We start from the raw sequence: 12,812 nt of genomic DNA on the forward strand, positions 1-12,812 counted from the left end.
CGGGCCGAACGGCGCGGCGTGTCGCGGCTCAGAGGCCGAGCAGCAGGGACAGTTCGGTGAGCCAGGGCACCGCCACGGCGATGGTGGGTACGACGAGGATGGCGGCGGCGGCGGTGTAGGCGGCGGCGGAAATGCCGAGGTTGGGCCCCGGTCCGGTGAGGCGCTGCACGCGCAGCACGGTGCTCGGTCCGCCGACGGCGAGGGCGCCGGTGGGGGTGTGGGCGCCGGCGCAGGCGACGAGGGCGCGGGCCAGCGGTGCGGGGCCGGTCTTGCGGACGGCGGAGTCGTCGGCGAGCAGCTCGACGAGCAGTTTGACCGAGCCGAGCGCCGAGCCGGAGCGCACGACGCGGGGGAACGCTTCGTAGACGGCGGTGAACGCCTCGAGGATGAGGTCGTGGCGGGCGCGCAGGTGGGAGTGTTCGTGGCGCAGGATCGCGCGTAGTTCGTCGTCGCCGAGGTTGTCGAGGGTGCCTTCGCTGAGCACCACCCGGTGCCGCAGCCCGGGCAGGCAGTAGGCGATGGGGTCGGCGGTGTCGAGGATCCGCACGTGCGGGTGGTGGCGGACGGCGGCGCCGCTCTCGCGGCGGTCGAGCAGGTCGACGAGCATGCGGTGGCGGGAGCGGCGGCGGCGGGTGCGTACCGCGACGCGCAGCATGGAGAAGGTCAGGCGGGCACCGATGAACACGGTCAGGGCGAAGACGATGACGTAGGTCAGCCACAGGGGCAGACCGAGGGCGTCGATCTCTTCGAGGGGCCCGGTGGTGGGTCGGCCGTCGGCGCCGGGTGCGAGGAGGCGGGCGGCGATGGCCAGGCCGCAGGAGAACGCGGAGAGCACCGCCGCCAGGGCCACGGACTGCCACAGCACGAGGGCGGCCCGGGGGTTGCGGTGCGGCCAGGTGGCGCGGGCGAGCAGCCCCGGCACCGGACCGGCGAGGAGAAGCGCTGTGGTTCCGAAGAACAGCGCCGTGGTCGCGTTCATGACATCGAGTGTGTCAGCCGGCCCGCTCGGTGTCGTGGCCGGTGCTGTCGTCGCCGTGTTGCGCTTCGAGTTTCGCCAGCGCCGCGCGCAGGGCGGCGGCTTCGTCGGCGCCGACGCGGCCGACGAAGTGGACGAGGGCGGCGGCGCGGCCGGCGGTCTCGTCGGCTTGGTCGAGGGCGTCGACCATGAGGCTGGCGACGAGTTCGTCGCGGCCGTGCACCGGCAGGTAGCGGTGGGCGCGGTCGTCGCGTTGCTGGATGACGAGGTTCTTCTTGGCGAGGCGCTGCAGGACCGTCATGACGGTGGTGTACGCGAGGTTGCGTCGAGCCGAGAGGGCTTCGTGGACCTGCCGGACGGTCTGTGGTTCGGGGGTGGACCACAGGTGGTCCATCACTGCGCGTTCGAGTTCGCCGAGTGCTGCCATGGGTCGATTCTACGGATTTCTCCGACGAATGTGCGTACTACCCCTAGTCGTAGGTTCTGACCTGCGGTGGGACCATCGTCACCTCCGGTGGGGACCTCCGGCGGCGCCGTAGACGTGGCGGGTGCCGATGGGCACGATCAGCGGCCGGTCGGACACCGGATCGTCGATGACCGAGGCGTCGAGGTCGAACACCTCGCGCAGCAGTTCCACGGAGATCACCTCCGAGGGCACCCCGGAGGCGACGACGCGGCCGTCCTTCATCACCACGAGGTGGTCGCTGTAGCGCACGGCGAGGTTCAGGTCGTGCAGCACCATCACCACGGTGCGACCGAGTTCGCTGTGCAGCCGGTCGACGAGGTCGAGGACCTCCACCGAGTGCGCCAGGTCGAGATAGGTGGTCGGTTCGTCGAGCAGCAGGATGTCGGTGCCCTGTGCGAGCGCCATGGAGATCCAGGCGCGTTGCCGTTGCCCGCCGGACAGTTCGTCGATGGGCCGGTCGGCGAGGTCGGCGATGCCGGTACGTTCGAGGGCGATGGCGACCTCGTCCTCGTCGTCGGAGGACCACTGCCGGAACCACGACTGGTGCGGGTGCCGGCCGCGGGAGACCAGATCGGCGACGGTGAGCCCTTCGGGCGCGACGGGGGCCTGCGGCAGCATGCCGAGCACCCGGGCGACCTCGCGGGTGCGCATGGTGGTGATGTCGTGCCCGTCGAGCAGCACGGTGCCGGTGCGGGGCTTGAGCAGCCGGCTCAGCGCGCGCAGCAGGGTGGATTTGCCGCAGCCGTTAGGGCCGATGACGGTGGTGACGACCCCGGTGGGGATGGACAGGTCCAGGTCGTCGACGATGAGCCGTTCGCCGTAGCCGAGGCTGATGTGCTCGGCGACCAGTCGCGGCGCCGCGTGCTCGATCGGGCCGGGGGCCGGGACGGCAGGCAGATGGGTGTCGGTCATCGGGAGACCTTTCGGTTGGAACGCACCAGCAGGTACAGCAGGAAGGGGCCGCCGAGTGCGGAGGTGACCAGGCCGACGGGCAGCGGCACCGGCAGGATGGTGCGGGCGATGAGGTCGGCGGCGACGACGAACAGCGCCCCGGTCAGGGCGGAGGCGATGATCGGGCTGCCCGCCGAGCCGACGAGGCGCAGGGCGATCTGCGGGGCGGCGAGGGCGACGAAGCCGATGGGGCCGGCGGCGGCGGTGGCGACGGCGGCGAGCGCGCACGCCGCGACGAGCAGCAGCGCCTGCTGGGTCTGCAGCTTCACGCCGAGGGAGCGGGCGGTGTCGTCGCCGAGGCGCAGCGCCCCGACGGTGAAGGAGGCGGTCGCGGCCCAGCCGCCGACGAGCAGCAGCGCGATCGCGGCGGGCACCACCTGACTCCAGGAGACACCGTTGAGCGAGCCGGTCAGCCACACCTGGGCGCGGCTGACGTCGTTGATGTCGGCGGAGACGAGCATCCACTGGGTCAGGGCGATGAGCATGGCGTTGATGCCGATGCCGATGAGCACGAGCCGGAAGCCGTCGGCGCCGCGCCGCCAGGCCAGCAGATAGATGACCGTGGCGGTGAGCAGCGCGCCGAGCAGCGCCGACATCGGCAATCCGAGGGTGGCGAGCAGTCCGACGATGGAACCGCCGCTGGTGACGACGATCAGGGCCACGGCGGCAGCGGAGGCGCCGGCGGTGATGCCGAGGATGTCGGGGCTGGCCAGGGCGTTGCGGGACACCGATTGGGTGATGGCGCCGGAGACCGCGAGGGCGGCGCCGACGACCACGGCGGCGATCCCGCGCGGCAGGCGCAGGTCGAAGACGATGAACCGGTCGAGTCGTTCCCCGCCGCCGAGGAGCACCTCGACGACCTGCAGGGGGCTGAGCGGGTAGTCGCCGCGGCCGAGGGAGATCGACAGCAGCACCGCGGTGGCGACGACGATCAGCGCGCACACGATGACCATGCGGGCACGCCAGACGACGGAGACGGAGCCGAGCCGGAAGGCGGGCCGGCCCGGGACGCGGGTGGAGACCTGCACGGGTGAGCGGCGCTTGTCCGTCGTCGGCTCGTTCGTGTCGAGGGACGGGGTGGGGGTGTCGTTCACAAGGCCACCAGCTTCCGGCGACGGACGAGGGCGATGAAGAAGGGGGCGCCGATGAGGGCGAGCACGATGCCGACCTGCAGTTCGCCGGGGCGCACCACGATGCGGCCGACGACGTCGGCGAGGACGAGCAGTGCCCCGCCGAGCAGCCCGGCATAGGGCACGAGCCAGCGGTAGTCGGGGCCGGTGACCGCGCGGGCGATGTGCGGGACGATCAATCCGACGAAGGCGATGGGTCCGCAGGCGGCGGTGGCGGCGCCGGTGAGCACGGTGATCGCGGCGATGCCGATCACCCGGGTGGTGACGACGTTGGTGCCGAGCGAGCGGGCGACGTCCTCGCCGAGGCTGAGCAGGTTCAGGGCCGGGGTGGAGGCGAGCGCGACGAGCAGTCCGACGACGATGAACGGCAACACCTGCCAGAAGACGTCCATGCCGCGGCCGGCGACGGAGCCGACCACCCAGAAGCGGTAGCCGTCGAGGCTGGTCTGGTCGAGCAGCACGATGGTTTGGATCATCGCCTGCAGGAAGAACGCCACCGCCGCGCCCGCCAACGCGAGACTGAGCGGACTCGAGCCGCCGTTGCCGATGGACGCGAATCCGAACACCACGATGCTGGCGAGCGCGGACCCGGCGAAGGCGAACCACAGATACTGCGCCGGGGTGGAGAGCCCGAACAGGTAGATCGACAGCACCACCAGGAAGGCGGCGCCGGCGTTGATGCCGAGCAGACCGGCGTCGGCGAGCGGGTTGCGGGTGTGCCCCTGGATCAGTGCGCCGGCGACGCCGAGCGCGGTGCCGACCAGCAGCGCGAGCAGGGTGCGGGGGATGCGCAGCGAATGCACGATCACGTCGGTTTCGGAGCCGTCGTTGACGACGAGGGCGTGGAAGACCTCCGCGAAGGTCATCGGGCGGGCGCCGACGGCGATGCTGGCGAGCGCGCCGAGCACCAGCAGTACGAGCAGCGCGGCCAGGCCGAGCAGGCGCCGGCGGCGCAGGGCGGCGACGTTGCCGTCGGTGGGGCGCGGGGTGAACTCGTCGTGGCGGGCGTGGCGTTCGGTGACGATCTCGGTGCCGCGGCGCAGCAGGGCACGGCGGGTGCCGGCCGGTCCGGTGGTGGCGCGGTCGCGCAGCACGAGCCCGGTCCACTGCAGGCCCAGACTTTGGCCGGTGCGGCCGGCGCGGTAGCCGTGGTTCCACCACAGCAGTCCGGCGGCGGCGGCCAGGGCGGCGCCGCCGAAGACGATGCGGTCGGTCTGGCCGCCGCCGTTGGCGTCGGCGAGGGTGTCGACGACGAGGGCGCCGATGAGCAGGGGGATGGCGAGGAGCGCGAGGTCGCACAGGACGGCGGCGATCCGGCGTCCCGGGCGGGGCGGAGCGGTCGGGTCGGCGTCCGGTGGGGCGTGTGGGGTGACGGTCACGGGCGCGGGGTGCTCCTCGGGAAGGCGGTGGTGCGGTTCGGGTCGTCGCGGATCGTGGGGAACGCGAAGGCCTTCGGAGTTAGGTTACGGAATCCTATGTGCCGACGGGAGTAGGGGATGGGGTTGCGCACACCACCCCCGGATGCAATGGTTAGGCTTACCTAATCAAGATTCACCGTCGATCAGGAGGTGTCGGATGACGACGCTGCTGCTGCCGCCCACGGCGGCACCCGTCCGCCCGTTCGAGGACACGCGCGCTCGGCTGCGCGCACTCGCTGCGGGAGCCCCGCGCGTGTATGCGGTGGCCTGTATCGACGAAGAACCCCGCCGCCGCTGGTGGTTCCTCGGCGGCGGTGAACGCCAGCAGCGCATCGAGGCGCTCTACGACCGTGCCCTGCTCGACACCGAGGACCCGCGCATCGCCGTCGAGCAGGTCGCCGGCGCCCTCATCCACGCCGTGGTCGGCCGCGTCCTCGCCCCCTACGCCCTCGAGGGCCGCGTCTGGGATCCGGGTCTGGATAATCTGTGGCTGCACCAGGACAGCGACGGCTGCATCGACTGGGCCGGTCTCGCCGACGACACCCTGCGGGTGCTGCCCGAGGACCGCGCCGTCGGGGAACGCGACGTGGTGGTGCTGCCGTGCGAGCAGGCGATGGCGGTGTGGACCGCGCACCGCGCCGCGACCGCTCTCGATGCCGTCCATCTCGCGCTGCGGTCCCTCGTCCCGCTCGACCGGAACCGCTTCTGGGCGATCGTCGGGCGCACCGTCGTCACCGGCGCCGCCCAGCTACCCGTGCTCGGTGGTGCCTCCCGCCGTACCGCCGCGCGCCGCGGTCAGGCATTGCTCGACGCCTTCGTCGCCGCCGGCTATCCGGTCCGAGGCCTTGCCGGATTAGGGCAGCCTTCCCTATAATCGAATCCGTTCCGACTGCCGGACCGCAGCGGAGTCCTGAGGGCTGCAGTGACTCCCGGTCCCTTCCCGCGGCGGGCCTCACATCCATGTGGGGCCCGCCGTCGTGTGTCCGGAGCACCCCGCGCCCGGCGTGCACGGCAATTCGGTCATGGACGACGCCGGTGCCCGCTTCACACGACGCCGGAGCGAACTCGGCCCCGACGCCACCCCCCGTGAGGCGATCCGCGCGGTCCTGACGGAACTGCTGCCCTCGACGAGCAACGACGCGAGGAGACCCCGGTGCTCGGCGCGTTCGGATGGTCCGCGATCACCGGCGAGGGCATCACCGCCGAGGACACCTTCGCGGCGCCGCGCGCCCTGGCGACCATCGTCGCCGACCAACTCCGGCGGACACGCACCGGCGAGGACGCCGGTGATCCGGAAGCGGACGCCGATCTCGTCGTCATGGCAGCGGGAGGGCTGGCGCAGGGCATGCTGCAGGGATACTCGACCTCACGGACGCCGCTCGAACTCGTCGAGCATCTTCTCGACCGCGTCCTGGGAAGCACCGAGAGATGACCACCCTGTGGATGATCGAAGACCTCGAACCGTGGCCCGACCCGCCTGCTCCCGGCCAGGTGTGTGAACCGACCACCTCCTGGACCACCCCCGGCGCGAGCGACTGCATCCGCGAACTCGCGCGGCACGTGCCCGCCCGGGTCGAGCAGGTCACCGTCGACGATCGGGTCGAGCTGCTCGCCCATCTCGGTCACGGCTTCACCACCGTGCTGCCACCGCAGCTCGACACCCTCGGCGACGTCGTGCTCACGGGGCATCTGGTGTGGGACCGCTATCTGTGGATGCTGTACCGCACCCGCCCGCACGGGCGCGCCCGGGTCGCCGAACGGCATCCGGTGATCCAACGAACCAGGAGGATTCCGACCGCGGACGCGGGTTGGTACGGCGTCGAGTACGAGGGCCCGCGGACCGTGCACCGGTTCGGGCCGATCCCCGACGGCCACTCGATCGTCGCCTACGCGCTGCTGGTGACCCTGCAGTGACCACCCCGCTTGCCACGGTCGGAGGTGGGCCGGCCGAAAACCGCCATGTCCTACCATCGTTCGACGGCCACCTGTCCCGGCGGCCGGTCGAGACCACGCACGAACAAGGGAAGCCCGTATGAGCGACCAGTCCACCTCCGCCCCGGCCCAGCACGACGTGCAGGCGATCAACGCCGTCAACGACACCGGCTTCAACACTGCCCTCGGCCTCGAGTTCGTCGAACTCGGCCCCGATCTCGCGCGAGCCCGGTGGACGATCACCCCCACGCAGCACCAGCCCTACGGCATCGTGCACGGCGGGGTGTACTGCGCGGTGATCGAGACCGTCGCCAGCGTCGCCGGCGCCAACTGGTTGGGGGACAAGGGCAACGTCGTCGGGGTCAACAACAACACCGACTTCCTCCGCGCCACCCGCGAAGGGGTCCTCACCGCGACCGGCACCCCGGTCCACCGCGGCCGCACCCAGCAGGTGTGGCGGGTGGAGATCGTCGACGAGCAGGACCGTCTCGTCGCGCAGGGACAGGTGCGCCTGGCGAACATCACGAACGCGGACCGCATCGGGCACTGACCCTGTAGCCGGGCGGCTCCGGCCGGGACACCGCGCCCGGCCGGAGCGCCGACGGTCAGCCCGCAGCCTGCGTCCCGCCGCGGCCCTGCCCGGCCGGCGCCTGTGCGGAGCGGTCCCCGTCCTTCGTCGCGCTCTCGCCGTTCTGCGAGTCGCCGTCGGGTTCGTCCGCGCGCATGTGCTCGAGCGCGATCCGCGCGAACACCTGCTGTTCGGTCGCGGCCATCTCGTTGCGGCCGGTGGAGAAGAACGCCTGCGCCCACGACAACAGCGTCGACAGCTTCGACGAGAACCCCACCAGATACAGCAGGTGGATGAACAACCACGCCACCCAGCCGAGGAACCCGCTGATCTCGAGTTTGCCGACCTTCGCGACCGCACTGAACCGCGAGATGGTCGCCATGCTGCCCTTGTCGAAATACTTGAACGGTTCCCGATGGGTCGGGTCGGCGCCGTCGAGGGAGGCGATGATCTGCCGGGCCGCGTACTTGCCGCCCTGCATCGCCACCTGCGCCAGACCGGGCAGCTTGTTCAGCGACATCATGTCGCCGATGACGAACACGTTCGGATGCCCCGGCAATGTCAGATCAGGCAGCACCTCCACCCGCCCCGCCCGGTCGACCTGCGCCCCGGACTGCTCGGCGAGCTGCTTGCCGAGCGGACTGGCCGACACGCCCGCCGACCACACCTTGCACTGCGACTCGATGCGCCGCTGCGAACCGTCCTTCTCCTTGACGACGAGACCGTCGGCGTCGACATCGGTGACCATCGCGCCGAGCTGGATCTCCACCCCGAGCCGCTCGAGGGTGTTACGGGCCTTGCGGCTGAGTTTGCCGCCGTAGACCGGCAACACATCGGAGGCGCCGTCGAGCAGCACCACCCGCGCCTCGGTCGGATCGATGTTGCGGAAGGTGCCCTTGAGGGTGCGGCGTGAGAGCTCGGCGATCTGCCCGGCCAGCTCCACCCCGGTCGGACCGGCACCGACCACCACGAAGGTCAGCAACCGGGCGCGTTCGTCGTGATCGTGGGACAGTTCGGCCTGCTCGAACGCCCCGAGGATCCGGCCGCGCAGCTCGAGGGCGTCGTCGATGGTCTTCATGCCCGGCGCGAACTCGGCGAACTGGTCGTTGCCGAAGTAGGACTGGCCGGCGCCGGCGGCGACGATGAGACTGTCGAAGGGCGTGGTGGTGTAGCGCTCGAGGAACCGGGAGGTCACCGTCCGGTTCTCCAGGTCGATCCTCTCGACGTCCCCGAGCAGCACCTGCGCGTTCTTCTGTTTGCGCAGCACCATGCGGGTCGCGGGGGCGATGTCGCCGACCGACAGGATGCCCGTGGCCACCTGGTACAGCAACGGCTGGAACAAGTGATGGGTGGTGCGCGCCACGAGCGTGACGTCCACATCGGCACGAGCCAGGGCCTGGGTCCCGAACAGCCCACCGAAACCGGATCCGATCACGACCACACGATGACGGCGGGGTTCGGTCTGCTCGACGCTCATGGATGCTCCTTCACGTTGCCGGATGGATCTTGTCCCCAGTCTTGCAGTTGCCGCGCCCGCCCACAGCGCAACCGACGAGCTAGCCCGGCCCGTCGCCGAGCGACCCGAGCAGCCCGTAGACGGGGTTGTGCCGGGCGGCGTGCCGCACCGCATCGTTGGTCGCCGAGGTGTACACCTGCACGGTCTGCAACGACCGGTGCCCGAGCAGCTGCTGCAACTCGACCATCGTTGCGCCGCTGTCGGCCAGGCTCGTCGCGAAGGTGTGCCGCAGCGCGTGGGCGAGCGCACCGCGTTTGCGTTCGGACTCGATACCCGCGCGGCGGTAGATGCGCCGCACCCGGTACTGCAGGGTGCCGCGGGTGATGCGTTTGCCGTCCGCGCCGACGAACAGCGGGTCGGCCGGGTCGTGCCGCTCCCACACGGGCAACTCGTCGCGGTCGCGGGTGCGGCGCCGCGCGGCGGGGAAGCGGGCGTAGCGTTCCTCGAGATAGGCGGTGACGATCGCCGTCCAGCTGTCTTCGAGGGGGATCTCCCGTTCGATCGCGCCCTTGCCGAGCACCCGCAGCACCGGTGCCCGGCAGCCACCGAGGATGCTGCCCACATCGAGCCGGATCAACTCGTCGGAGCGGATCCCGGTGAGCAGCAGGGTCGCGATGAGCGCGAGATCGCGTTGCGGCCAGTCCCGCGCCGACTCCGCGGGGCGTTGCGCCTCCACGGTGACGGTGTCGACGAGTTGGTTGATCGCGGTGGGGGAGAACGCTTTCGGGGTGTGCTGTGGTTTCTTGGGCTGCGCGATCGAGGCCATCGGGTTGCCTTCCGACACCCCTTCGGAGACGAGGAAGTTGCAGAAGTTGTTCCACACCGACCAGGCGCGGCGCACCGACGCCGGCTGCCGCTCGGCGGCGAACGCCGCGAACGCCGACCGCAGCCCGCGTACCGTCACGTCCCCGAGTGTCAACGCGTCCTCCGGCACGGCGGCAGTCGCCGCGAGATGCGCGCGCACCGCGTGCAGGTCGAGCCGGTAGGCCTTGATGGTGTGCGGAGACCGTTTCGCGGTCTGCAAGGTCTCCAGATACGACCCGATCCAGTCCGACAATCCCGGCTCGGTCGCGCTGCCCACCACGATGCCCCTCCCGTGAAGATCCGCTCGTACAGATGTGCGAGTCCAGTGTGACAGCAGGGACCGACGGGACAGCAGGGACCGCGTCCGGATTCGGGGAGACCGGCGCCGGGTACGCGATGGACAACCGACCGTTCGTGGAGAGGAGCACCCCATGCCCGCAGGCGATGTCGAGACGTTCCACCAGGACGGATCCTGGCACAACCGCATCGAGGGCTCGAGCGACCTGCTCGGCACCTATCCCACCCGCGAGGAGGCCGTCGCCGCCGGCCGCGAGGAGGCGCGCCGCCGCAAGGTCGAACACCTCGTCCACAACCTCGACGGGACGATCGGCGAACGCAACACCTACGGTCACGACCCGCGCGACATCCCGGGCTGATCGACCCCGAACCGACCGTCGCCGGGGCGATCGATACCGAGGAGGTCAGTCGCGGCGGCGTTTGGCGCGCGCGGCGAACTCGTCGAGCACCCGCACCACATCCTTGGCCTGCCAGATGCGATTGCGGCGCCCCTCGGTGATCTGCGTGAGGATCCCCGCGTCCACCAGCCGATCGATGGCGATCTGCGCGTTGGCGCCGGTCACCGACAAGGCCGCGGCGGCCGACCGGTTGTCGATCACCGGCTGGCGCAGCAGTACGTCCGAGAGCCGGTGCACTGCCGAATCCCGCCGCGCCGTCACCCGGGACCGCCACAGCTCGCGTACCGCCTCGAGATCGGCGACGAGCGTGCGGCCGTTGGCGACCGCCGCGAACGACGCGTCGACGATCGAGTGCACGATCGGCCCGATGTCCCCGGCGCGGTAGGCGCCGAGCGCATCGAAGTACTCCCCGGTGTTGTGCAACAGGCCCGCCGAGACCGGCACGGCGACACTGCGGGTGAGCTGCCCGCCGCGCAACATCGCCTGGATCAGCGCGCGGCCCACCCGGCCGTTGCCGTCCGGGAACGGGTGGATGGTCTCGAACTGGGCGTGCGCGACCGCGATCTGCGCGACCACCGGCAGATCCACCCGGTGGGCGAAGGCCACCAGGTCGTCGATCAGCTCGGGCACCCGCGCGTGGTGCGGGGGCACGAACTGTGCGGTGTGCGGGCCCAGGCTGCCCCCGCCGATCCACACCTGCTGGGTGCGCCACCGTCCCGCGATGGTCGGATCGTCGTACTCGAGCAGCGCGTGGTGCATCCGCAGGATCGCGGCGGCGTCGATCGCATCGGACAGCTCGAGCGCCGCGCGCATCGCCCGCACGTTGCCGACGATCAGGCGAGCGTTGCGGGAGGCGTGTTCGCCGAGTTCGGCGAGCGCGATCTGCCGCGCCCCGCTGGAGAGGTTCTCGATCTCCGAACTCGACGCGCTCTCGGTGCGCAGCAAGATGGAGGCGAACGGGGCGGTGATGTGCCCGACCTCGACATCGAAGCGGGTCAGTTCCGTCGCGGCTTCCTCGGTGAGGGCCTGCAGTTCGCCGTCGAGCGGGAGGGGCCGGTGGGCGATGAGCGGGGGGACCGCGGCGCGGTAGGGGCCGGTGGTCAGGCGTTTCTCCCGCCGCGAGCCGTAGGCATCGCTGCTCACCCACGGGTGCTGTTCGTAGGTGACCGCGGGCCAGCCGGACGCGACGTCAACCGATGCCATCCCCGGAACATACCATCGGATAGTCGATTATCCGATGGTATGGATCGGGGGTGGGTTCGGTTCCGGCCGTTGTGCACGGCCGGAACCGGAGGTTTGGGCCACAGGTGGTTCGGACGTAGGGTGCTGGGCCATGGCATTACCGACCTTCGACATCGACACGCCCATGGCCTATCACGTTGCGCAGCACAACATCCTGCAGAGACTCGATGCCGGCGACGACGCCGGGACGGTGCGGGAGGAATGGCGGCAGGCCATCGAGCGCATCATCGACAACCATCTCGCCGGCAACGACGCGCTGAGCTTCGTGACCGCTCCCGCGCTCGGCCCGGTCGACTGACGCACCGCTCGGTACACCCCGCCCCGCGGACCGGCACGGGCCGCGGAGCGGGGACGCCGGGCTTGCGCACCGCTACACGACGGTGTCGAACAACTGGCCGACCCCGTAGGTCACCACCATCGCGAGCGCACCACCGAACACCACCCGCACCACCGCCCGGCCCCGCCGGGCGCGGCCGAGCCACGCACTGATCGATCCCGTCGCCGCCAGCGCACACAACACCGCCACGAACGTCACCGGGATACGCACCGTGTCGGGCGCCGCGACCACCATCAGCAGCGGCACCAGCGCCCCCAGGGTGAACGACACGGCCGACGACAACGCCGCCACCCACGGATTCGCGAGTTCGGTCGGGTCGATCCCCAACTCCACTTCGGCGTGCGCGGCCAGCGGGTCCCGCGCCGTCAACTCCTCCGCCGCGGCACGCGCCGTGACCGCCGACAAGCCCTTCCCCTCGAGCAGCGCGGCCAGTTCGGCGAGTTCGGCCTCCGGCATGGCGGCGAGTTCGCGACGTTCCGTGTACAGCGCCGCGCGCTCGGTGTCGCGTTGGGCGCTCACCGACACGTATTCGCCCAGCGCCATCGACACCGCCCCCGCGGCCAGCCCGGCCGCACCGGCGGTGAGGATCGCCGACTCGTTCGCCGTCGCGGCCGCGACACCGACGACCAGTCCCGCGGTCGAGACGATGCCGTCGTTCGCGCCGAGCACACCCGCCCGCAGCCAGTTGAGTTTGCTCGCCAACCCGGCGGTGTGCGGTTCGCGGTCCTCGTGCCGCCTGCGGGAATCGTTCGGTGACGCCGGATCCGGACGGGGCAT

The 12,812-nt window shown here is 71.0% G+C and carries 15 protein-coding genes; 6 read left to right on the top strand and 9 right to left on the bottom strand.

What is annotated here, in order from left to right; genetic code table 11:
- Positions 1-28: 28 nt before the first annotated feature.
- The 5 genes from QR64_RS14865 to QR64_RS14885 form a co-directional block, all read right to left on the bottom strand.
- Positions 29-979, bottom strand: a complete 951-nt coding sequence (locus QR64_RS14865) for a M56 family metallopeptidase (RefSeq protein WP_006552761.1) — start codon at positions 977-979, stop codon at positions 29-31.
- Between the two features lie 13 nt (positions 980-992).
- Positions 993-1,403, bottom strand: a complete 411-nt coding sequence (locus QR64_RS14870; protein ID WP_006552762.1) for a BlaI/MecI/CopY family transcriptional regulator — start codon at positions 1,401-1,403, stop codon at positions 993-995.
- 78 nt (positions 1,404-1,481) lie between these two features.
- On the bottom strand, positions 1,482-2,354 hold the full coding sequence (locus QR64_RS14875) for an ABC transporter ATP-binding protein (protein ID WP_006552763.1): 873 nt from the start codon (positions 2,352-2,354) through the stop codon (positions 1,482-1,484).
- Positions 2,351-3,487 (bottom strand): FecCD family ABC transporter permease, encoded by a 1,137-nt coding sequence (locus QR64_RS14880; protein WP_039585951.1) that lies wholly within the window; start codon positions 3,485-3,487, stop codon positions 2,351-2,353. Before QR64_RS14880 ends, QR64_RS14875 begins: the two co-directional genes overlap by 4 nt.
- Entirely contained in the window at positions 3,484-4,902 is a 1,419-nt protein-coding gene (locus QR64_RS14885; protein ID WP_006552765.1) for a FecCD family ABC transporter permease, read from the bottom strand. Before QR64_RS14885 ends, QR64_RS14880 begins: the two co-directional genes overlap by 4 nt.
- 196 nt (positions 4,903-5,098) lie before the next feature.
- Here QR64_RS14885 and QR64_RS14890 point away from each other — a divergent pair, with 196 nt between their 5' ends.
- The 4 genes from QR64_RS14890 (at position 5,099) to QR64_RS14905 (ending at position 7,423) form a co-directional block, all read left to right on the top strand.
- A complete protein-coding gene (locus QR64_RS14890) occupies positions 5,099-5,815 on the top strand; it encodes a hypothetical protein (protein WP_006552766.1) in 717 nt (238 codons plus the stop codon).
- Between the two features lie 279 nt (positions 5,816-6,094).
- Positions 6,095-6,373 carry a hypothetical protein gene (locus QR64_RS14895; RefSeq protein WP_052227316.1) on the top strand — a complete coding sequence of 93 codons (279 nt, stop codon included), beginning with the start codon at positions 6,095-6,097 and terminating at the stop codon, positions 6,371-6,373.
- On the top strand, positions 6,370-6,855 hold the full coding sequence (locus QR64_RS14900) for a hypothetical protein (RefSeq protein WP_039585954.1): 486 nt from the start codon (positions 6,370-6,372) through the stop codon (positions 6,853-6,855). The genes QR64_RS14895 and QR64_RS14900 overlap by 4 nt, the downstream gene beginning before the upstream one ends.
- Before the next feature lie 118 nt (positions 6,856-6,973).
- Entirely contained in the window at positions 6,974-7,423 is a 450-nt protein-coding gene (locus QR64_RS14905; RefSeq protein ID WP_006552769.1) for a PaaI family thioesterase, read from the top strand.
- Positions 7,424-7,478: 55 nt separating this feature from the next.
- Here QR64_RS14905 and QR64_RS14910 read toward each other — a convergent pair whose 3' ends face one another.
- Both QR64_RS14910 and QR64_RS14915 read right to left on the bottom strand, forming a co-directional pair.
- On the bottom strand, positions 7,479-8,918 hold the full coding sequence (locus tag QR64_RS14910) for an NAD(P)/FAD-dependent oxidoreductase (RefSeq protein WP_019289593.1): 1,440 nt from the start codon (positions 8,916-8,918) through the stop codon (positions 7,479-7,481).
- A gap of 79 nt (positions 8,919-8,997) precedes the next feature.
- Positions 8,998-10,038 (bottom strand): tyrosine-type recombinase/integrase, encoded by a 1,041-nt coding sequence (locus tag QR64_RS14915; RefSeq protein ID WP_039585992.1) that lies wholly within the window; start codon positions 10,036-10,038, stop codon positions 8,998-9,000.
- A 154-nt stretch (positions 10,039-10,192) separates the two neighbouring features.
- On the opposite strand from QR64_RS14915, the gene QR64_RS14920 reads away from it, so the two are divergent.
- Positions 10,193-10,417: a DUF2188 domain-containing protein gene (locus QR64_RS14920; protein ID WP_039585957.1), complete on the top strand. Its 225-nt coding sequence runs from the start codon at positions 10,193-10,195 to the stop codon at positions 10,415-10,417.
- Between the two features lie 45 nt (positions 10,418-10,462).
- Here the strand turns inward: QR64_RS14920 and QR64_RS14925 are convergent, their stop codons facing one another.
- Positions 10,463-11,659: a Fic family protein gene (locus QR64_RS14925; protein WP_039585960.1), complete on the bottom strand. Its 1,197-nt coding sequence runs from the start codon at positions 11,657-11,659 to the stop codon at positions 10,463-10,465.
- Between the two features lie 130 nt (positions 11,660-11,789).
- Between QR64_RS14925 and QR64_RS14930 the strand changes: the two genes are divergently transcribed.
- Positions 11,790-11,996 carry a hypothetical protein gene (locus QR64_RS14930; protein WP_006552774.1) on the top strand — a complete coding sequence of 69 codons (207 nt, stop codon included), beginning with the start codon at positions 11,790-11,792 and terminating at the stop codon, positions 11,994-11,996.
- A 72-nt stretch (positions 11,997-12,068) separates the two neighbouring features.
- Here the strand turns inward: QR64_RS14930 and QR64_RS14935 are convergent, their stop codons facing one another.
- Positions 12,069-12,812, bottom strand: coding sequence for a VIT family protein (locus QR64_RS14935; protein ID WP_039585962.1), 744 nt, complete (start codon positions 12,810-12,812; stop codon positions 12,069-12,071).

The sequence above is a fragment of the Rhodococcus sp. Chr-9 genome, assembly GCF_000801125.1.
Lineage (GTDB): Bacteria > Actinomycetota > Actinomycetes > Mycobacteriales > Mycobacteriaceae > Rhodococcus > Rhodococcus pyridinivorans.